General features: G+C 61.3%; 19 protein-coding genes and 1 riboswitch. Of the genes, 12 read left to right on the top strand and 7 right to left on the bottom strand.

The window, feature by feature from the left end:
- Together BM131_RS16755 and BM131_RS16760 are read right to left on the bottom strand one after the other, a co-directional pair.
- Positions 1-257: transposase (locus tag BM131_RS16755; RefSeq protein WP_139222669.1), on the bottom strand; the 257-nt coding region annotated here is incomplete at its 3' end.
- A gap of 64 nt (positions 258-321) precedes the next feature.
- A complete protein-coding gene (locus tag BM131_RS16760; RefSeq protein ID WP_090191307.1) occupies positions 322-1623 on the bottom strand; it encodes a DUF2339 domain-containing protein in 1302 nt (433 codons plus the stop codon).
- Between the two features lie 245 nt (positions 1624-1868).
- On the opposite strand from BM131_RS16760, the gene BM131_RS16765 reads away from it, so the two are divergent.
- Positions 1869-2372 carry a hypothetical protein gene (locus tag BM131_RS16765; RefSeq protein ID WP_090191309.1) on the top strand — a complete coding sequence of 168 codons (504 nt, stop codon included), beginning with the start codon at positions 1869-1871 and terminating at the stop codon, positions 2370-2372.
- A gap of 95 nt (positions 2373-2467) precedes the next feature.
- Here the strand turns inward: BM131_RS16765 and BM131_RS16770 are convergent, their stop codons facing one another.
- Positions 2468-3310, bottom strand: coding sequence for a shikimate dehydrogenase family protein (locus tag BM131_RS16770; protein WP_090191311.1), 843 nt, complete (start codon positions 3308-3310; stop codon positions 2468-2470).
- 610 nt (positions 3311-3920) lie between these two features.
- On the opposite strand from BM131_RS16770, the gene BM131_RS16775 reads away from it, so the two are divergent.
- From BM131_RS16775 to BM131_RS16790, 4 genes are all read left to right on the top strand, one after another.
- Complete coding sequence (locus tag BM131_RS16775; RefSeq protein ID WP_090191313.1) at positions 3921-4910, top strand: taurine ABC transporter substrate-binding protein; 990 nt, start codon at positions 3921-3923, stop codon at positions 4908-4910.
- A gap of 31 nt (positions 4911-4941) precedes the next feature.
- On the top strand, positions 4942-5730 hold the full coding sequence (locus tag BM131_RS16780) for a taurine ABC transporter ATP-binding protein (RefSeq protein WP_090191314.1): 789 nt from the start codon (positions 4942-4944) through the stop codon (positions 5728-5730).
- Positions 5727-6572 carry an ABC transporter permease subunit gene (locus BM131_RS16785; protein WP_090191316.1) on the top strand — a complete coding sequence of 282 codons (846 nt, stop codon included), beginning with the start codon at positions 5727-5729 and terminating at the stop codon, positions 6570-6572. Before BM131_RS16780 ends, BM131_RS16785 begins: the two co-directional genes overlap by 4 nt.
- A gap of 61 nt (positions 6573-6633) precedes the next feature.
- A complete protein-coding gene (locus tag BM131_RS16790) occupies positions 6634-7668 on the top strand; it encodes a YeiH family protein (RefSeq protein WP_245754284.1) in 1035 nt (344 codons plus the stop codon).
- Between the two features lie 50 nt (positions 7669-7718).
- Here BM131_RS16790 and BM131_RS16795 read toward each other — a convergent pair whose 3' ends face one another.
- The 4 genes from BM131_RS16795 to BM131_RS16810 all read right to left on the bottom strand — a co-directional run bounded on the left by BM131_RS16795 (position 7719) and on the right by BM131_RS16810 (position 14322).
- A complete protein-coding gene (locus tag BM131_RS16795) occupies positions 7719-8858 on the bottom strand; it encodes a YHYH protein (protein ID WP_090191317.1) in 1140 nt (379 codons plus the stop codon).
- A gap of 63 nt (positions 8859-8921) precedes the next feature.
- On the bottom strand, positions 8922-12041 hold the full coding sequence (locus BM131_RS16800; RefSeq protein WP_090191319.1) for an efflux RND transporter permease subunit: 3120 nt from the start codon (positions 12039-12041) through the stop codon (positions 8922-8924).
- Entirely contained in the window at positions 12038-13273 is a 1236-nt protein-coding gene (locus tag BM131_RS16805) for an efflux RND transporter periplasmic adaptor subunit (RefSeq protein ID WP_175499411.1), read from the bottom strand. Before BM131_RS16805 ends, BM131_RS16800 begins: the two co-directional genes overlap by 4 nt.
- Before the next feature lie 158 nt (positions 13274-13431).
- Entirely contained in the window at positions 13432-14322 is an 891-nt protein-coding gene (locus BM131_RS16810; protein ID WP_090191320.1) for a LysR family transcriptional regulator, read from the bottom strand.
- Positions 14323-14427: 105 nt separating this feature from the next.
- Here BM131_RS16810 and BM131_RS16815 point away from each other — a divergent pair, with 105 nt between their 5' ends.
- The 7 genes from BM131_RS16815 (at position 14428) to BM131_RS16845 (ending at position 19570) form a co-directional block, all read left to right on the top strand.
- Entirely contained in the window at positions 14428-14928 is a 501-nt protein-coding gene (locus BM131_RS16815) for a lactoylglutathione lyase family protein (protein ID WP_090191322.1), read from the top strand.
- Between the two features lie 143 nt (positions 14929-15071).
- Positions 15072-15172, top strand: a riboswitch (TPP riboswitch).
- 62 nt (positions 15173-15234) lie between these two features.
- Positions 15235-16044: a bifunctional hydroxymethylpyrimidine kinase/phosphomethylpyrimidine kinase gene (thiD, locus tag BM131_RS16820; RefSeq protein WP_281245353.1), complete on the top strand. Its 810-nt coding sequence runs from the start codon at positions 15235-15237 to the stop codon at positions 16042-16044.
- Complete coding sequence (locus BM131_RS16825; protein ID WP_090191324.1) at positions 16041-17048, top strand: FAD-dependent oxidoreductase; 1008 nt, start codon at positions 16041-16043, stop codon at positions 17046-17048. Before thiD ends, BM131_RS16825 begins: the two co-directional genes overlap by 4 nt.
- Positions 17032-17229, top strand: a complete 198-nt coding sequence (thiS, locus tag BM131_RS16830) for a sulfur carrier protein ThiS (protein ID WP_090191325.1) — start codon at positions 17032-17034, stop codon at positions 17227-17229. Before BM131_RS16825 ends, thiS begins: the two co-directional genes overlap by 17 nt.
- Before the next feature lie 3 nt (positions 17230-17232).
- The gene (locus BM131_RS16835) at positions 17233-18006 is read left to right on the top strand and encodes a thiazole synthase (protein ID WP_090191327.1); all 774 of its coding nucleotides are present in this window, start codon (positions 17233-17235) and stop codon (positions 18004-18006) included.
- A complete protein-coding gene (locus BM131_RS16840; RefSeq protein WP_090191329.1) occupies positions 18003-18599 on the top strand; it encodes a thiamine phosphate synthase in 597 nt (198 codons plus the stop codon). The genes BM131_RS16835 and BM131_RS16840 overlap by 4 nt, the downstream gene beginning before the upstream one ends.
- Positions 18596-19570: a HesA/MoeB/ThiF family protein gene (locus BM131_RS16845; protein WP_175499413.1), complete on the top strand. Its 975-nt coding sequence runs from the start codon at positions 18596-18598 to the stop codon at positions 19568-19570. Before BM131_RS16840 ends, BM131_RS16845 begins: the two co-directional genes overlap by 4 nt.
- The last annotated feature ends 9 nt before the right edge of the window (positions 19571-19579 follow it).

Raw genomic sequence — 19579 nt, forward strand, 5'->3', positions numbered from 1 at the left:
CGCCACGCGTAGAAATAGCCCCGAACCGTTGAAACCGGCGGGAAGTCGTTGGGCAACATACGCCATTGGCATCCGGTCGTTGCAATGTAGAGGAGTGCGTCGACCACGTCGCGCAAACATGTCGTACGGGGCCGACCAGTTGTCTTCGGCGGCGACATCGAAGGCGCTATCAACGCCCATTCCGCATCCTTCATATCGCTTGCGTATTTATCGCCTTTTCGATCATGTTGACGGCGGGTGAGTTCAGTCCAAGCCATTGTGATCTCCATTCAGCTTCACAACCGAACAGAATCACAAACCACTGAACTCACTCAAATAGTTTTAAATCGGGCTCTGAGAGGCGCTGACGACGCCTGACCAAACTCGAGAGCTGCTCCATACGATGGCCAGCAGAGCGGCGGCCGGCAAGGCGATCAAATCGGCCAAGGCAGGTGCATTGCGGGCCCAGACGATCAGCGCCATGGTCAGCGCGGTAAGTGTTAGAACGGCGACCCAGAACAAGCTTTGGTCTGATGTTTCCAACGTCGTATGCAAGATCAAAAGGCTCGCGGCTAAAATTGCAGCTCCAGCGAGGCGCGCGGGGAACTCTGGCCAAGCAGCGCCTTCCGACCGCGCCAGAATGGACATGCTAAGCAGCGCCCCCTGATGATCGGGCTTCAGGCTTCTGACCGGGATCGTGATCGCGGCGAACGATAGTGCGGCAAGGTAAAGCACAAACGAGATTGAAACGATCGCTCCGGCACCAACGCTCAGCAGCCATCCTGACGCGAAGCCTGCAATGAGCGCCAGCACCGACACCCATGCCCAGCGTCGAAATGTGTCGATGGCCAGCCCCATGACGGTAACGACCGCGAAGTATGCATATAGGCCTGAAGGATCTTCCGATGGTCCACCAATGACAAACGGTGCGGCCATTGCGCCAAGGATACCTACTGCGGCGAGGAAGGGACCGTAGAACCAGCCTAGCACCATGGCGATGGCACCAACCGCTGCCAGACCCGCCAATGTCACCTCTGGACCGGTAAAGCCATATAGCCAACGTGCGGCGAGTATGGCCGCAAACAGCGTGACGATACCTGCTCCTGAAAGCGTGGATGGCAGGTAAGTCGTGCTGACTGCTTTCCCGTCGCCATATCGCCGTCGGATATACTCTCCTGCAGCTATGAGGCCGCAACCAAGCACCAGAGCCGATATGATACGGATCGATGGCGGAAGCAGGCCTTGTTCAGCGCCGTAGATGACCAAGAACACCCCGGCGAGAGCCAGAGACAGCGCTGACACCGCGTAGAACCAGTTCTGAGTGATCCAGCTGGTAAGCTTCCTCATGTTGACTGCGGTGAACACGATAGCTTGCGAGGCGGTGGCTGAAGTGTCCGGCTGAGGCAGAGATGGCCTTTCATGAAAGTCGCCGCCAACACCGTCAGTTTCTGAAATCTTAGTTAGCGGTGGCGGGCCAGCGCGCTGGACGGGAATGGCTGGCGTGGCGTTTTCCGGTCTCGCAAATGCTTGCTCTAAAATGGCAACGCGGCGACGCAAGTTGGCATTTGATATCAAAAGATAGATGATGGCGGCAGGAACGCCAAAAACCACCAGGGCACCGATAAGCATATATGCCGGGATCATGATGGCTCCATCTCTAACTTCACTGACGCACGTCCGTCATCACCTTGCCCTAAATACTTAAACTATCTTGAACAAGAAGGACTGGGCAGCGTTATCAATGTGAGCAAAAAACCATGCAATGCTAGGCTTTTATAAGCGTTCAAAAAGATTGGGCTGTGGAACAGTTTGCGTAATACAGATGCCCGTCTGGCACCCTAAAAACCAACACGCCTCGAACCACAGCGCCAAACACATCGGATCGATCCATGAAGAACCGCTTGAAATACATACCATCTGCGGGTCTTGCATTCGTCCTGTTTAGCTCAGCGGCATCCGCAAACTGCCTGCCACCAATGCAGACCTTGTTCGCTTGCACCTTTGAAAACACCGATACGCGGGTCGAATTTTGCCATGAAATAGCGACAGAACGCACATCGAACGCATCTTCGGTGCCAGAAGACCAAAGCAGCTATTCCTTAGCGCGGGGAACCGCCCCAACAGAGCTATATTTCACGCCAACAACGTCCTATTTTAACGTAATAAGTGCCAGTGCGATTGACCAAAAAATATACGGTCGAGATCTTACCGATTTCTTGGTTATCGGGTATGAAAACGTCGATTACATTTACGCAGCCCTCATAGGTGTGGACGACAGATACTACGACAGCTTTTATGGTGCCGAGATTCGGGTCTATAAGAACGAAAACGATTTCCAAAATATGGCTGACGCAACTCCCACAGGAAATCTCCAGAAGCCCCGCTGGCGATGAAAATTGAAAAGGGGCGGTAAAAACTCCACCTGTCGGTCAAACCGCATTAAGGATACAGTCGAATGCTTAGCGCGCTGCCTTCGGTGATCTAATTCCTATTCGTCTTCCTTTGTGTGAATCAGATCATGGCGCAGCGCGTCTTCGTCCAGCGGTAGCCCGGCAAAAATCGCCCAAGCGTGCACGCCTTGGTAAAAAAACAGCTCCCACCCGGACATCACCGTCAGACCAGCGGCGGCGGCATCGGTCAGGAATTGCGTGTCAGCCGGCGTATAGACGGCATCAAAGGCCCATTCGGCCCCGGTCATTGCTGCAGCGGCAAGCGGCGTGCCCTCGTAGCCGGTCATGCCCACCGGCGTGCAGTTGATCAGCCCAGCCGCCCCCGGCGCTGCTGCAACGGCGTCGCTGCCAACGCTGATCTGCACATTCGGGGCCGCGCAGCGCAGGTCGGCGGCCAAAGCTTTGGCCTTGGCCAGATCCCGGTCCACCAACCGCAAATCAGTCGCGCCAAGTGCAATCAGGCCAAAGGCCACGGCCCGCCCGACACCGCCAGTGCCGATCATCAGCACCGGACCGGTTGCCACATCACCGCGCACCCGCGCGTAGGCTGCTTTGAACCCAGTGTAGTCCGTGTTGTGGCCCTGCGGCCCATCCGCGGTAAAGATCACTGTATTGACCGCCCCAATCGCCCGCACCAAGGCATCGTCGATCCGCAGCCCTTGGGTGACGCGTTCTTTATAGGGATAGGTCACGTTGACCCCGCGATAGCCCCCGTCGCGGCAGGCGGCAAAGACCTCCTCGAACGGCGCGCCGCGATCAACCGGGACCAGCCGATCATAGGTCACCGCTAGGTCATTTTGCGCCCCCGCCAGCCGGTGCAACAAAGGCGAACGGGACCGGGCGATATTGTCCCCGATAAGCCCCAGTTTTAACGTCGTCATGCGCGATCCTTTCGCAGCAAAGCCTTACACTGCGCCCGGGCCGAAAGGCACCGCCGGTGCCCAGCAATGCGCCGATGATGACGCCGATCAACGCGGTTTGCACTGTCTGACAGTCTTTCGCGTCAAAATGGACATCACGCGACCGTTTTAGGTCACCACTTCGGTTTTGATCGGCAGAGTTTCCTGCACAGGGTGCCCGATCAGATCTTGTTGCACCAGTCAGGCCACGGTGACGCATGGCTGGACTGCAAGGGCATGCCCCCTAAACAAAACGGCGCGGCTTTTGCTAATCCGCGCCGCGCTATAAATAGCCGTTGGCTACTTACATTGCAGGCAAGATCGCAATGTCGCGGATCGTGCCGTCGACGCCTGCCAATCAAGGCTGCGGTCGCACCCCTGTCATAAGGACGGTACATTCGCCCTTCACGCACGCGTAACCTGCGCCCCGTTCGAAAAAGGAGGGGTGGCAACGCGGGCCGCGACATTTCATAATCACCACAATCCGCGCCAGACAATCGTGTCTTGCGCGAGGGCCATACAAATGACCTTCGGCCCCTTTCGACCACGAAGAATGCAGCATAATCCTATTATTCCATTCAGGAGCCGACCTATGACCCGCCCTTCAAAGATGATCATGATGGGGACTGCGGCGCTGGCGTTTTCGGCCTCTACCCTCGCGGCCGAAACGATGGTCATCGCGACCTTCAGCGATCCGACCCCGATGAACGCAGTGCGTGGCACCGACGCCTTCGCCGCTGCAACCGGATGGGACATCGAATGGCGGGTCTTTAACTCTGGCACAGAGGTCATCGCGGCATTGGCCTCTGGCGATGTGAAGGTGGCGGAACTGGGCTCGTCGCCTCTGGCAATTGCGGCAAGTCAGGGCGTCGATTTGCAGATGTTCATGCTGTCCTATGCGATCGGCCAAGCGGAAAGCCTGATCGCACACGACGGATCGGGCATCACCACCCTTGCCGATCTAAAAGGAAAACGCGTCGCCGTTCCGGTCGGATCGACAGCGCATTATTCCCTGATGGGCGCAATGACCCACGCTGGCCTGACCGAGGCTGACGTGACCATCGTGTCGATGCCCCCCGACCAGATCGCCGCAAGCTGGAGCATGGGCGTGCTGGACGCCGCCTTTATCTGGCCGCCCGTGCAGACCCAACTGCTGGAAAGTGGCACGCGCATCGTCGGCGCGGATCAGACGGCGGACTGGGGTTATCCGACGTTTAACGCTTGGGTCGTCGACATGGATTTCGCCGCCGCGCACCCGGCTGAAATGGCCGCCTTTGCCCGCGTGATGGACGGTGCCAATCAGGCCTATCTGGCCGATCCTGCCGCGTGGACACCCGGCAGTGCGCCCGTGACGGCCATCGCCGATCTGACCGGCGCGCCAGCGGACCAAATCCCCCAAATTTTGCAGGGCTATACCTTTGTCCCGCTGGCAGATCAGACCGGCCCGGCGTGGCTGGGCAATGCGGCGAATGTGATGCAATCTACCGCCGCATTCCTAAAATCAGCCGGGCGGATCGATACGGTCGCAGATGATTATGCCCCCTTTGTGAACGCCGATATTGCGGCCGCCGCGACGCAATAGCCGCCGCTTTGCCCAGCTAAGGAGCCCCCGTTTGGGACTGATCATTACGGACGCCTCGGTCGTCTATCCGGCGGCCAAACGTCGTGCGCCAGTTGCGGCGCTTAGCGAAATTAATCTGACGATCAAGGATGCTGAATTTGTCGTCGCGCTTGGTGCCTCTGGCTGCGGGAAATCGACGCTTTTGAACCTGATCGCAGGCTTTCTGGCCCCAAGTTCGGGTCAGTTGCTGCTAGATGGCAAAGTGGTGTCTGGCCCCGGCGCGGATCGTGCGGTGGTGTTCCAGAAACATGCGCTGCTGCCATGGCTTAGCGTGCGCGATAACGTCGCCTTTGGCCTGAAGATCCAAGGCGTGCCCAAGGCGCTGCGCAACAAAACGGCCGATGCGTTTCTAGATATGCTGGGGCTGGACGGGTTTCACGATGCGCCGGTTTACGAATTGTCCGGCGGCATGCAGCAACGGGTCGGCATCGCCCGCGCCCTGACCTGCGATCCGCGCATTTTGTTGATGGACGAACCGCTTGGCGCGCTGGACGCACTGACCCGCGAAAAGGCGCAAGAGCTGATCCTGAAGGTTTGGAACGACACACAAAAATCGGTGTTTTTCATCACTCATAGCGTTGAAGAAGCACTGTTCATGGGCACCAAACTGGTCGTCATGTCGCCGCGTCCGGGCCGCATCACCCATACCTTTGACCTGCCGTTTTCGCGCGCCCATCTGAACGGCACCCCTGCCCGCGCACTGAAATCCAGCCCCGATTTTATCGCGATGCGCGAACAGGTGCTGGACATCGTCTTTGCCGACCAAGAGGCCATGGCATGAGCCAAAAACCGTCCCTGTTCGCCCGCCTATCCCGCAGCCGTCCAGTCAAACCGGGCGCAGTTTACGGCGTCCCCGGCCAAGGCAACACGCTGTGGCTGTCGCTCCTGTCCATCGCGGCGCTGCTTTTTGCGTGGTGGCTGGTGACATTCATGGGCTGGGTCAAACCGCTTTTTGTGCCCGCGCCCATGACCGTTTTGCAGAAATTTCTATCGATCTGGGACACAGGCTTTACCGGCACACCGTTTTTGGAACACGTGGGCATTTCGACAGCGCGCGTCTTTGGTGCCTTCATCCTTGCCTGCGTGATCGGCATCCCGCTGGGACTGGCCATGGGCATGAGCCCGGTCATGCGCGGGTTGCTTGACCCGCCGATTGAATTCTATCGCCCGATCCCGCCGCTGGCCTATCTGCCGCTGATGATCATCTGGTTCGGCATCGGAGAGACCTCTAAGGTTTTGCTGATCTTTCTGTCGGTCTTTGCGCCCATCGTTTTGGGCGCGCGGTCTGGCGTGAAATCTGCTGCGATTGAACAGATCCACGCGGCCTATTCCTTTGGCGCAAGCCGCTGGCAGGTGCTGCGCCACGTCATCCTGCCATCCGCACTGCCAGAGATTTTGACCGCGATGCGCATCGGGATCGGCTTTGGCTGGACGACGCTGGTCGCCGCCGAAATGGTCGCCGCGACCAAGGGTGTGGGGTATATGGTGTTGTCGGCCAGTCAGTTCCTGCAAACGCCCGTCGTGATCATGGGCATCTTTGTCATCGCGTTTATCGCCTTTGCCTTTGATCTTTTCATGCGGCTGATGATCCAGCGCCTTGTGCCTTGGAAAGGCCGGATGTAGCCCCTCGGTTGCGCGGGCGCGGCTGCCACGCCGCGCCCCGCCCCCAGATCAAGGCCCGCCAATGTCCCGACCAGACGATATGAACCTGTCACCTCGCCCCCAAACTGGCCCCGTTCCGCAAACTTTGGCGTGGATCGCGGATCATCGCGGCGGCATTATTCTGGCGGTCACCGTCGCGCTGGCGTCCAGCTTTTTAGCGGATCACTACAACGCCCCTGCAATGCTGTTTGCCCTGCTGATCGGCATGGCGTTCAACTTTATGACCGACACGCCGCGCACGATGGAAGGCATTACCTTCTGCTCTCGAACCTTGCTGCGTGTCGGGGTCGCTTTACTGGGGTTGCGCCTGACCTTTGCGGATGTGTCACAACTGGGCATCACGCCGATCATCGGCGTGGTGGGGATGCTGATCCTGACCCTGCTGGGCGGTGTTGTGTTTGCGCGGCTGTTTGGGCGGACGACGGCGTTTGGCCTGCTGACCGGCGGCTCTGTCGCGATTTGCGGTGCCTCTGCCGCCATGGCCATAGCGGCGGTGCTACCCAAGAAATACCTGAAAGAAGAAGACGTCTTGCTGACCGTCGTCGGCGTGACCGCCATGTCGACCATCGCGATGATCGTCTATCCGATGCTGTTCAGCCGGCTTGGCCTTGCGGACGTCGAAAGCGGCTACATGATTGGCGCGACGATCCACGACGTCGCGCAAGTTGTCGGCGCAGGCTATTCGGTCAGCGACACCGCAGGCGATATCGCCACCTTTACCAAGCTGCTGCGCGTCGCGCTTTTGCCGGTCGTCCTGCTGGTCGTCGCGGTTATTTTCCGAAAGGACGCTGGCGGCACCGCTGGCCTGCCATGGTTCGTCGTCACCTTCATCGCGCTGATGCTGCTGCGCAATTTCGTGCCGCTGCCAGAGGGGCTGCTGAACTTCGTCAACGACACGTCGCGGTTCCTGCTGGTCGTCGCGATTTCGGCGCTTGGGGTCAAAACATCGCTGCAAAAGCTGTTTGCGCCGGGCGTCAAAGGCTTGGTCCTGATCGCGGTCGATACGGTGTTTCTGCTGCTGCAGGCCGTGATCTTTGCGCATATCTTCTTGCTTTGAACTGCGGGGGTGTTCAGCCCAGCTTGGACTGAACACCACTTCGTAACCCGTTATGGTCGCCCCGGCATAGCGGCCTGAAGATCGTCCAGCGACACATTCAAACGTGCGGCCACCTTGGCAAGGTCAGCGTCCCGGCCCCCCTCTGCGTCAAGTGCGGCTTGCAGAGCGGCCAGATCAACGCCCAGCGCCGCTGCAGTGCCTGAGAAATCGGGACCACCTTGGCCACCGCCGCCCGGCCCACCAGCAGAACCGATGCCCTGCGCCGCAGTTGTTGCAAAGTTATCCTGCGCAACAACGCCCATCAGACAGGTCGGCAGGTTCGGAAAACCGTCCCCCGCGTGGTAATGGTAAACCTCTTCCGCGCTGCCCAGAGTCGTGCCGATATGGCCGCCGCATTGGTCCAGCCCGACAGGTGCCGCTCCATCTGCCTCAAGCGAGCCGAACATCGCAAAGCCGTCAAAGGCATAGGCAAACTGCGCGGTCTGATCTTGCGCGACATTGGCGCAACTGGCGTCAACACCGTCTTGGGCAAAGACCGTGTCGATATCCGTCGCCGTGGCGTGCCAGTGATACCAGCCGCCCGGATCGACGTGGCCGCCGCAGGTATCCAGCGCGGGCATATGTCCGGTGTCCAGCACGCTGGGCGCATCGGCAAAGATCGGAACGCCGTCGAGCGCGATCCCGACCTTGGCCACGGTGCCGAGCGATGTCGGCGCGTCCGCCAAGACGGGTGCGATCGGGATCAGCGTGGTGATCGACATCTCGCTGCCCGCGTCCAGCGATCCGGCGATACATTCGTGCTCTGCCTCTGGCCCTTCGACGCGGATGTCAAAGAGGTTCACGACGCCGTCGTCGTTGTAGAAAGTGTAGCCAAGTCCTGACAGCATCTTAAAGTAGTCGCCGTCGATCCGGTAAAGGCCTGCGTTCTCTCCATCCCAGTCCCAAATGCCGCCGACGTCGTCCAGTGTCGCGGGGCAGAATGGCCCGATTTCCAAATCATCCGGCACGAATTTCAGCGTATAGGACGCGCATTGCGCCGCGTCCCCATTTTCCAGCGTGCAGTCCACGATCTGCGCAGGCTGCACCAAAGCTTTGTCGGAAATGCTGTCCACATCCGAATGGGCAAAGGCCATGGCAGGTGCAAAGCACCCTGCCGCGATAAAAATTGAGGTCGTCCAAACACGCTGCATCGTCAATTTCCTTTTCACTTTGATGGTTCAAACGTCAGCCCGCCGGTTTTACGGCGTTAAAACTCACACCCGGTCAAACGTCGTGTCGAACCCGCCGGCCTGCTGCTCGCCTTGCAGGCGTTTGGACGCCATCCCGGGCTCTGACCCCCAAACGGCAATCCAGCGATAGAACACCGGCGTCAGGAACAGGGTAAAGACAGTGGCAAAGCCAAGCCCGCCGACGATGACCCAACCCACGGCAATCCGCGCCTCTGCCCCCGCGCCAGAGGTGACGATCAGCGGCAGGCCGCCAAAAACGGTGGACACCATCGTCATCATCACAGGCCGGATGCGCAGTGCCAGCGCGTCACGGATGGCGCTGTCGATATCCTGCCCGGCCTCGCGCAGCTGGTTGGCGAATTCGACGATCAGAATGCCATTCTTAGCCATGACCCCGATCAGCATCACCAGACCGATCTGACTGTAATAGTTCAGTGATCCGCCCGTCAGTTTAATCGCGAACAAGGCCGCGGCCAGACCGAAAGGTACGGTCAGCATAATCACAACCGCACTCGCGATGCTTTCGAACTGGGCGGCCAGCACAAGGAACACAATCAAAAACGCCACGCCAAAGACGGTATACATCGCCGACTGACCGTCCGTCAGTGTTGCGGCTTCACCGGTAAAGATGATGCCCATATCGTCTGGCAAAACCTCCTCGGCGATTGTGGTCAGATGCGCCATGGCCGTGCCCAAATCGACGCCTTCGGCAAGGTTCGCTTGCGCTGAGACGGCCAATGATCCGCCCTGCCGGGTGATGCTGGACTGGCTGACCACGGGCACCAAGGTTGCCGCTGACGACAGCGGGACAAAGCTGCCGCCGGGCAGCTGCAAAAAGATGCCTTCGATATCGCTTGGATCGTCAATCGGCGGCCCGCCCGCGACGACATTGACGTCGGTTTCTGTGTCATCTTGGAACACGGTGACGGCCACGCTGCCTTGGATCATGGTGCTGACGGTTTGCGTGATTTCTGCCTCGGTCAGGCCAAAGACTTCGGCCATTTCGGGGTCCACGCGCACTTCGTATTGCGCCTGCACATCGTCGCCAGACAGCTGCGGGTTCACAAAGCTGTCGTCGTTGCCCATGGCCGCCACCAGCGTATCAGCCGCATCCGTCATCGCATCGACGTTGTTCCCCGTCACCGCGAACCCAAGGCCCTGCCCCGCCCCACGAATGTTCAGACTGTTGGTGGACCGGGCGCTGACCTGCACACCGGGCACGCTGCCCAGCTTGGCGTTAATCTTGGCGATCAGTTCTGCCTGCGACCAGTCGCGATCTGCCCAATCTGGCAAGCGCACCACGATAAAGGCACTGGTGCCGCCGCCGACGCCGATGATGCTTTGCACCACGTCGATCTGGCCGCTGGCGCGGTAGGGATCAAGGATCGCTTCGATCTGGGCGACCTGCGTGTCTAGATAGGCGACGGTTGTATCAGCCGCGCCCCGCGCTTGGATCAGGAAAAACCCGCGGTCTTCCTCTGGTGTGATGCTGGACGACAGGGTCTGCGACGCGCCTGCGGCCATGATGGCAAAGCCCATGGCGACGGTCAGCACAAGGATTGGCGCGCGGATTGCCCGGTCCATGATCGCGTCAAAGCACCGCGCCATGCGGCTTTTCGGCTTCGGCTCCGCCTCTGCCTTGCCCGGTTTTCCCGGGTCTAGGAACGCCGCCATGACGGGGGCCAGCGTCAGCGCCGTCAGCGAAGACAGCGTGACGGAAAACGCCAGCACAAAGCCAAATTCGCTGAACACGCCGCCCGCTTGGCCCGGCAGAAATGAAATCGGGATAAACACAGCGGCAAGCGTCGCCGTGGTTGAAATCACGGCAAAGAACACCTCGTTTGTGCCAGCGGCGGCGGCGGCAAAGGGGCCCATGCCTTCTTTGCGTTTGCGCACGATGTTTTCGATCACGACGATGGCGTCATCCACGACCATGCCCGTGGCCAGAACCAGCGCCAGCAAGCTGATCGAGTTCACGGAAAAGCCTGTGATCCAGATCGCCGCGACCGTGCCGACCAGCGACACCGGGATCGTAACCGCCGGGATGATCGTCGCGCGCGGCGAGCGCAGGAAGGCAAAGATCACGGCAACAACGATCACCGTCGCAAGGCCGATGGATTTGATCACCTCGTCGATGGACCCTTCAATGAACACACCATCGTCGGATGCGATCAGCAGCTCGACCCCTTCGGGCAGGGTGGTGCGCAGATCGTCGACAGCTGCGCGCACGGCCTTGGAAATCGTCAGCGTGTTGCCCACGGATTGCCGCGTAATATCAAGCCCCACCGCAGATTGGCCATTCACGCGAGTGGATACATCACTGTCCTCTGGCACGATCTGGACGAAGGCCACGTCTGACACGCGTGTCGTCGCATTGATCGCCACCTGATTGACGGAATCGACAGTCACATCGGCATTGCCGACCCGCAGCGCCAAGGTTTGCGCATCCGTTTCCACCGACCCCAGCGGCGTGTCATCGCGCAAGGACGCCAGCGCATCGGTCACGTCTGCAACGTCCAGCCCCCGGCTTAGCAAGGACCGCATATCAAGCGTGACCCGAAATTCATTCGCGCGATTGCCGCGCACAGTCACCTCGGCGATACCGTCGATGGTGGACAGCCGGTCATAGACCGCGCCTTCGGCAATCGCTGTCAGTTCGTCAAAACTCGCGTCCCCCAGTAGGGCCAAACGGATGATCGCATCGGCGTTGCTATCGCTTTTCGTCACGCTGGGATCGTCGTCAATATCGTCCGGCAACTGCCGCAGCGTGGCGGATACGATCTCTCTGGCCTCGTTTGCGGCGACGTCGACATCGGTGCCTTCAGACAGGTCAATCGTAATGCGGCTGGACCCGGTAGAGGAGCTGGATTCCATGTAGGACAGCCCCTCGAGCGCGCTGAGCGCGTCCTCTAGGACCTGGGTGATTTCCTGATCGACGGTGGATGGCACAGCGCCCTCATAGGACGTGCGCACAGACAGCACCGGCTGGTCCACGTCAGGCATTTCGCGCACATCGACCGAAGACAGCGCCGCCAGACCCGCGATCAGGATGAGCAGGTTCAGCACGATCCCAAGCAAGGGCCGCGCCACGAACAGGTCGGCAAAACCTTTTTTAATAGAGCCCGTTTTCAAAGTCCCGCTCATGTCGGATCACCTGCTGGCGCGGTTTGTGCACTTGCGTCAGCGCCCACACGCGGCCCGCCTTCTTTGGCAGCGCCGTCCTTGGGACCGCTGCGCACGGCATCCGGCGTCGTGATCGCCGCACCAGCGCGCAGCTTTTGCGCGCCTTCGCTGATCACAGCGGTGCCTGCAGCGATATCAGCATCAATCCAAACGGTGCTATCGCGTCGATACAGGATCGTCACGGCGACCTGCTCTGCCTTGCCATCGGCGTCGATCCAAACGCTGGACCCGGCCCGCGACCACGTAATCGCCGTCGCGGGCACGGCAGGCAGCGGGTCGCTTTCTTGCAAGATGCGCACGGCAAAGGTCATGCCCGGCCACAGTTCCCTGCTGGCGTTATCGATCCGCGCCTTGACGGTCACACTGCGGGTCACATCATCAAGACGGCTGTCAAAGGACACCACCTCGCCCTCGAAATTGCGCCCGGTAAAGCTGGGGGTACTGGCGACGACGGTCTGAACGTCCTGCAGAATGCCGATGGCACGCTCTGGCAGTTCAAACTCCACCAACAAGGCTTCGTCATTGTCGATGGTGACGACGACATCATTGGCGGACAACTGATCGCCGACCTCGATATCGCTAAGCCCCAGCTTGCCTGCGATGGGCGCGCGTAGGGTGCGGTCGTCTAGCGCCACTTGCGCCAAGCCGACATTCGCCTCGGCCAACCGCTGGGCAATACGCGCATCCGACAGGGTCACGTCGGTCACGGTGGAATTGCCGCTGGCCCGCAGGCGGTCATAACGCGCAACGGTCTCGTTCGCTTGATCCAGTTGCGCCTGCGCGATTTCCAGATCCAGCGTCTGGGTGCGGGCGTCCAGTTGGACCAGCACATCACCCGCCGCGACAGTGGTATTGGCGCTAAGGTTCACCTGCGTCACCTCGCCCGCCGTGTCGGACACAACATCGGCGCTGCGCAGGGCGACAGCGGTGCCAAGCGCGTTCAGGACGACCTCAAAGGGTTGCAGTTCCAGCGGCGTGGTCACCACGGTCGTCGCACGGCTGCCCCCGCCGGGCCGTCCGCCGCCACCGGGGCGGCCCCCAGCGGCAGGGCCAGCCGCTGCGGCCTGATCGCCTTGTGCCTCTGCCGTTTCTAGATTGAGAGCGCTCGTGACGCGGTCCGGCATGCCAAAGACCGCAGCATAGATCGCAAACAAAATCACAACCGAGAATATCACTGAAAATAGTCTGCGCACGCCCTGTGCCCCTTTGATGCCAAGATGTATCCCGGCTTGAACGCGCGGTGATGCAGCATCCGTCGCAAGTTTCTTTCGATTGTTTTGCTTTGCAGATCACATCGGCGTCAGACGCGCCGTTGCGTATCAAGGCCGCGCGCGAATTTAGGGCATTTAACTTAGCTTAACTGTCCCGCCGCCAATGCAATCAGTTCGCTGGCATACCGCAGCCGCGCCGACATCGTGCGTCCGCGCCGCCCCGCGAGCCACAGCGGATGCCGCCGCCGCTTTGCCAGTTGCACGACCTTTAGCAAGTCCCTGCGGGCAAAGGCTTCTACCCCGCTGCGCGGCAACAACGTATAGCCAACGCCCTGCGCCACCGGGGCCGGAATCTGGCCGATCTGGTTGACAAAACCACGCACGCGCAGCCTGTCGGCACCGGGGTATGCGCCGGGAAAATTCAAGTGCAGCAGGTCATCGGCATAGGCGTCGCCGTCAGGATGCCCGATCATCCCCCGCGCCTGCAAATCGGCAAAGCTGGGCGGCGTATCCGGCGCATCTGCTGGCAGGACAAGGCACAATTCTTCTTCGCCCAAATGCGTCGCTTGCAGACGCGGGTGGCCGGGGTCTGCGTCCAACACGCCCACGTCAAACTGCCCGTCAATCAGCCCCGACAGCACCTGCGCTTGCGGCGCGGCTTGCAGGTGGATCGCCAGATCAGGCGCAGCCTGCATCCAAGGCATCAGCGCGGGATACAGCAGCATCGCAAAGCTGCCGGAACAGGCGATCCGCACGGTGCCACTGTCGCGATCATCGGCGGTGATTGTGCGGCGCAGGGCGTCCTCTTGCGCGCGGCGGGACTGACCAAGAGCCAAAACAGCCTCCCCCGCCGGGGTCAGGGTAAAGCTTTTGCCTTGCCGCGTGATCAGGCTTTGGCCGACTTGCGCCTCTAGCTTGCGCAGATGCTGCGACACGCCGGGCTGCGTCATGTTCAACCGCGCCGCCGTGCGGGTGAAATGTTCCGCCTCGCACAGGGTTGTAAAGGTCTCGAGCCAAGTCGCGTTCAGCATAGGTTAACCAAATATTTTGTTATGATTTTTATTGCATATCATAATTTCACACGCAAGGCACGCATCGCTATCTGATGGGTATCGCAACCTTGCAGGAGACCTAAAATGTCCCAGACACCCCGCACCTTTTCCCACATCGGCCTCTCCGTTCCCGACCTTGACGCCGCCGTAAAATTCTATGCCGACGTGCTTGGTTTTTACGTCGTCATGCAGCCCACCGAAGCGTTCGAAGATGACAGCGCCATCGGCGTGATGTGCACCGATGTTTTCGGCCCCGGCTGGGTGTCGCTGCGCATCGCGCACCTTTCCACCGCCGATGGTATCGGTATCGAAATCTTTGAATTCCCTGGCAATTATGCCCCTGATGAAAAGCTGGAACACAAGCGCCACGGCGCCTTTCACTTTGCCGTCCAAGACCCCGATGTCGAAGGTTTGACCAAAGCCATCGTCGCCGCAGGCGGCCGCCAGCGGATGCCGATCCGCGAATATTTCCCCGGCGAAAAACCGTATCGCATGGTCTATGTCGAAGACCCTTTTGGTATCGTGTTCGAGATCTACAGCCACAGCTACGAGCTGACCTACTCTGCCGGGGCCTACGCGTCCTAAAGCCCCCGCGACCGGGGGGACGCCCAGCGGCACGCGGTTGCAGTGCGCGCCCCCGGCACAACCATTCCGCTGTTGCGATCCGCAAAATTCGCAACTAGCGTCCGGTCAAATCGCCGCCCCAAACTTGGGGGCGGCGCAAGACATATTATCCGTCGGGGGGCCCTTAGGGGCTGAGAGGTGCACGCACCGACCCGTCGAACCTGATCCGGGTTATACCGGCGTAGGGAACGGGTAGAACGCACCACTCTTGGGGCGTATTCTCGTTTTTTCACGTCGGCATTTCCCAAAACTTGGAAAGTTGCCGCCGTGAACACTGCCCCTCCGATCACCTTGACGATTGCCGGATCCGACAGCGGTGGCGGCGCTGGCGTGCAGGCTGACATCAAGGCGATGTCCGCCAATGGCACCTATGCTGCCAGTGTCATCACCGCTGTGACCGCGCAAAATACCTGCGCTGTCACCCATCTGCACGCGATCCCCGCCGACATCGTTGCCGCCCAGATTGCAGCAGTGCTGTCCGATCTGGATGTGCGGGCGATCAAGCTGGGGATGCTGTTTTCCGCGCCTATCATCGATGCCGTGGCGCTGGGGCTGGCTGGATTTACAGGCCCCATCGTCCTTGATCCCGTAATGATCGCCAAATCCGGCGACGCGCTTTTGCAAGATGCCGCCGTCGCCGCCATGACCCGGGCGCTGCTGCCCCGCGCGACCTTGCTGACCCCCAACCTGCCAGAGGCCGCCCGCCTGCTGGACACCGCCCCCGCCACGACCAAGGATGAGGTGATCGCCCAAGGCATGCGCCTGCTGGACCTTGGCCCGCAGGCCGTTTTGATGAAAGGCGGCCATGCTGAAGGTGCGGTTTGCACCGATATCCTGATCGGCCCGGACGGCGTAATGGCCACGCTAAACGCCCCCCGCGTTGCCACCCGCAACACCCACGGCACCGGCTGCACCTACTCTGCCGCGATCACGGCGCAACTGGCGCTGGGGCTGGACCTGCCTGCCGCCGTCACGGCCGCGCACCGCTATCTGCAAGGCGCGATCAAAGCCGCCGATCAGTTGCACATCGGTGCCGGTCACGGTCCGGTGCATCATTTCCACGCGGTCTGGGCATGACCCCCAACACCGCCTCTGTCACCGTCATCGGCGCAGGCGTTGCAGGCCTGTGCACTGCCCGCGCCTTGCTGGATCGCGGCGCGCAGGTCACGGTCATCGACCGCCACGCCGCCCCCGGCCCCCACGCCTGTTCATGGTGGGCGGGCGGCATGCTGGCCCCATTTTGCGAAGGCGAAAGCGCCGAGGAGCCCGTGGTGCGGCTAGGCCAAGAGGCGGCTGATTGGTGGGCCCGGCGCACCGGATCAGTGCAACGCTGCGGCTCTCTGGTGATCTCTCCGGCGCGGGATAGGGCAGAACTTGCACGCTTCGCCAAGCGGACGACCGGGCACAGCACCGTCGATCAAAACGCCATCGCCGCGCTGGAACCCGATCTTGCCGGACGTTTCACCAGCGGGCTGTATTTCGCGCAAGAGGCGCATCTGTCCCCCCGCACCGCGCTTGCCGATCTGCGGGCTGGCCTTGTGGCAGATGGTTGCACCTTCCAAATCGCCGACGCGCGCCCCGAAGATCACGCCGCCCGCGGTCTGGCGATCGACTGCCGCGGCTTTGCGGCACGAGACGCGATCGCGGACCTGCGCGGCGTGAAAGGGGAAATGCTGATCCTGTCTTGCCCTGACGTGTCGCTGTCCCGCCCCATTCGCCTGCTGCATCCCCGCGCGCCGCTCTACATCGTGCCGCGCGGGGATAGCATATTCATGCTGGGGGCGACGATGATCGAAGGCCGTGCAGGCCCGCACATCACCGCCCGCGCCCTGCTGCAACTGCTGTCCGCCGCCTACGCCCTGCACCCCGCCTTTGCCGAAGCCGAGGTGATCGAGGTTGGCGTCGATAGCCGCCCCGCCTTTGCCGACAACCTGCCGCGCATTCGCCGCAACGGCAATCTGATCCGGCTGAACGGCCTGTTCCGTCACGGCTTTCTGCTGGCCCCCGCCGCCGCCCGCATGGTGGCCGACCTGATTTTCGACAACCAAATGCCAGAGGTGATGGATGAGACTGCAGCTTAACGGAGCGCCCATCGCGGCGCAGGCAGCGACCCTTGCAGAGCTCTTGGACGCCTACGGTTTCGCCAATGCCAAAGTGGCAACCGCGGTGAACGGCAAATTCGTGCCCGCCACCGACCGCGCGGATTATGCGCTGTCAAACGGCGATCAGGTCGAAATCCTTGCGCCGATGCAGGGGGGCTGAGTGATGCGTGATTTTTATGGCACCGCCCTGCCCGGCGGTTTGATGCTGGGCACCGCGCAATACCCGTCGCCTGCGATCCTTGCCGACGCCTTCCGCCGCAGCGGAGCCAGTGTCGCCACCGTGTCCCTGCGCCGCGAAAGCGGACAAGACCGCGCAGGCCAAGATTTCTGGCGGCTGATCAGCGATCTGGGCGTACGCGTTCTGCCCAACACCGCAGGGTGCCACACGGTGAAAGAGGCGGTGACCACCGCCCATATGGCCCGCGAAGTCTTCGATACGCCGTGGATCAAGCTAGAGGTCATCGGCGATGCCGACACGCTGCAGCCCGACGTCTTTGGCCTTGTCGAAGCCGCCCGCATCCTGACCGCCGACGGCTTTCAGGTCTTCCCCTACACGACCGAGGATCTGGTTGTCGCAGACCGCCTGCTGGATGCGGGATGCGAGGTCCTGATGCCTTGGGGGGCACCCATCGGGTCGGGGCTCGGGCTCAACAACATCTTTGGCCTGCGGGCCTTGCGCGCCCATTTTCCGGATGTGCCATTGGTGATCGACGCGGGCCTTGGCCTGCCATCGCAAGCCGCACATGCGATGGAATTGGGATTTGACGCCGTGCTGTTGAACACCGCCGTCGCCGCAGCCGGCGATCCCGCCGCGATGGCAGAGGCGTTTGCGCTGGCAATCCGCGCCGGGCAATTGGCCGCGCACGCAGACCCGATGGAGCCGCGCGACATGGCCGCACCGTCCACCCCCCTGCTTGGAAAGGCGTTCCTTGGATGAGCCTTGATCGTTTCTATCCCATCTTTGACAGCGCCGACTGGCTGGAACGGCTGGTGCCGCTGGGCATCAAATTGGTGCAATTGCGGATGAAAGACGCCAGCGAAGCCGTGCTGCGGGGTCACATCCGCCGCGCCAAAACGCTTTGCGCCGCGCAGGGCTGCACGCTGGTCATCAACGATCACTGGCGCATCGCGATTGATGAAGGCTGCGACTGGCTGCACCTTGGTCAAGAGGATCTGGACACCGCCGACATGCCCGCAATCCGCGCCGCAGGCCTGCGCCTTGGCGTCAGCACCCATGACCGCACAGAGCTGGCCCGCGCGCTGGAATTGGTCCCCGACTACATCGCCCTTGGCCCGATCTATCCGACGATCTTGAAGCAGATGAAGTGGCACCAGCAAGGGGTGGACAAGCTGACCACATGGCGCAGCCTGATCGGTCAAACGCCCCTGATCGCCATCGGCGGCATGACCATTGACCGCGCGGCGGGGGCCTTTGCCGCCGGGGCAGACACGGTGTCCGCCGTGACGGATATCACCCTGCACACAGACCCAGAGGCGCGGGTCCGCACTTGGCTGGCGGCCACCCGATGAGCCGCTATAGCCGCCAGGAAATCCTGCCCCAGGTCGGCCCCGCAGGTCAGGCCGCCATCAGCGCCGCCCGTGTGCTTGTCATCGGCGCTGGCGGGCTGGCCGCGCCGGTGCTGCAATATTTGGTTGGGGCGGGTGCCGGACATCTGACGCTCGTCGATCCGGACACCGTGTCCCTGTCCAACCTGCACCGGCAAACGCTGTTTCGCATGGATGACATCGGCCAACCCAAGGTAGACGCCGCCGCCGCGACCCTGCGGCAACTGAACGATGACATTCAGATCGACACATTGCAGTGCCCCCTTGATCCGGCAAATGCCGCTGCGCTGATTGCGGCCCACACCCTTGTGCTGGACTGCGCCGATAGCTTTGCCGCCAGCTACATCCTGTCTGACGCCTGCCTTGTCGCTGGGGTACCGCTGATCAGCGCCTCGACCCTTGGATTTACCGGCTATGTCGGCGGGTTCTGCGCCGGTGCCCCATCCCTGCGCGCCATATTCCCCGATCTGCCGGACCGCGCCGCCAGCTGCGCGACCGCAGGCGTGATGGGCCCCGTTGTCGGGCTGATCGGGGCGGCGCAGGCGCAGATGGCGCTGGCTGTCCTGATCGGGCAAACCCCGTCGCCCCTAGGGCAGATGTTGCAGTTCGACATGGCGAGTTTTCGCGCCAGCGGCTTTCGTTTTGATACAGCGCCAGAGCCCGAAGCCGGTTTTCGCTTTATCGCCCCCGCGCAGATTGGCCCCGCCGATTTGGTGATCGACCTGCGCGATACCCAAGAGGCACCATTCCCCGTCATCCCCACCGCCCTGCGCATGACCAACGCGCAGATCGCGGATCAGGCTTTCCCTGATACGGGCCGCATCGTTTTCGCCTGCCGCTCTGGCCTGCGGGCATGGCAGGCGGCCAGCACGTTGCGGACCAAACGGGGCGGCGAAATCTCACTCATTGCATGCGGCGATACGCCGGAAATTTGAAAGGCACAG

It is taken from the genome of Loktanella salsilacus (genome assembly GCF_900114485.1).
GTDB classification, from domain to species: Bacteria; Pseudomonadota; Alphaproteobacteria; order Rhodobacterales; family Rhodobacteraceae; genus Loktanella; species Loktanella salsilacus.

Excerpts from the sequence above, each read along its gene's own strand:
- BM131_RS16760 (WP_090191307.1), bottom strand. The coding sequence starts at position 1,623 with ATGATCCCGGCATATATGCTTATCGGTGCCCTGGTGGTTTTTGGCGTT.
- BM131_RS16765 (WP_090191309.1), top strand. The coding sequence starts at position 1,869 with ATGAAGAACCGCTTGAAATACATACCATCTGCGGGTCTTGCATTCGTC.
- BM131_RS16770 (WP_090191311.1), bottom strand. The coding sequence starts at position 3,310 with ATGACGACGTTAAAACTGGGGCTTATCGGGGACAATATCGCCCGGTCC.
- BM131_RS16775 (WP_090191313.1), top strand. The coding sequence starts at position 3,921 with ATGACCCGCCCTTCAAAGATGATCATGATGGGGACTGCGGCGCTGGCG.
- BM131_RS16785 (WP_090191316.1), top strand. The coding sequence starts at position 5,727 with ATGAGCCAAAAACCGTCCCTGTTCGCCCGCCTATCCCGCAGCCGTCCA.
- BM131_RS16790 (WP_245754284.1), top strand. The coding sequence starts at position 6,634 with ATGTCCCGACCAGACGATATGAACCTGTCACCTCGCCCCCAAACTGGC.
- BM131_RS16795 (WP_090191317.1), bottom strand. The coding sequence starts at position 8,858 with ATGCAGCGTGTTTGGACGACCTCAATTTTTATCGCGGCAGGGTGCTTT.
- BM131_RS16800 (WP_090191319.1), bottom strand. The coding sequence starts at position 12,041 with ATGAGCGGGACTTTGAAAACGGGCTCTATTAAAAAAGGTTTTGCCGAC.
- BM131_RS16810 (WP_090191320.1), bottom strand. The coding sequence starts at position 14,322 with ATGCTGAACGCGACTTGGCTCGAGACCTTTACAACCCTGTGCGAGGCG.
- BM131_RS16815 (WP_090191322.1), top strand. The coding sequence starts at position 14,428 with ATGTCCCAGACACCCCGCACCTTTTCCCACATCGGCCTCTCCGTTCCC.
- BM131_RS16825 (WP_090191324.1), top strand. The coding sequence starts at position 16,041 with ATGACCCCCAACACCGCCTCTGTCACCGTCATCGGCGCAGGCGTTGCA.
- thiS (WP_090191325.1), top strand. The coding sequence starts at position 17,032 with ATGAGACTGCAGCTTAACGGAGCGCCCATCGCGGCGCAGGCAGCGACC.
- BM131_RS16835 (WP_090191327.1), top strand. The coding sequence starts at position 17,233 with ATGCGTGATTTTTATGGCACCGCCCTGCCCGGCGGTTTGATGCTGGGC.
- BM131_RS16840 (WP_090191329.1), top strand. The coding sequence starts at position 18,003 with ATGAGCCTTGATCGTTTCTATCCCATCTTTGACAGCGCCGACTGGCTG.
- BM131_RS16845 (WP_175499413.1), top strand. The coding sequence starts at position 18,596 with ATGAGCCGCTATAGCCGCCAGGAAATCCTGCCCCAGGTCGGCCCCGCA.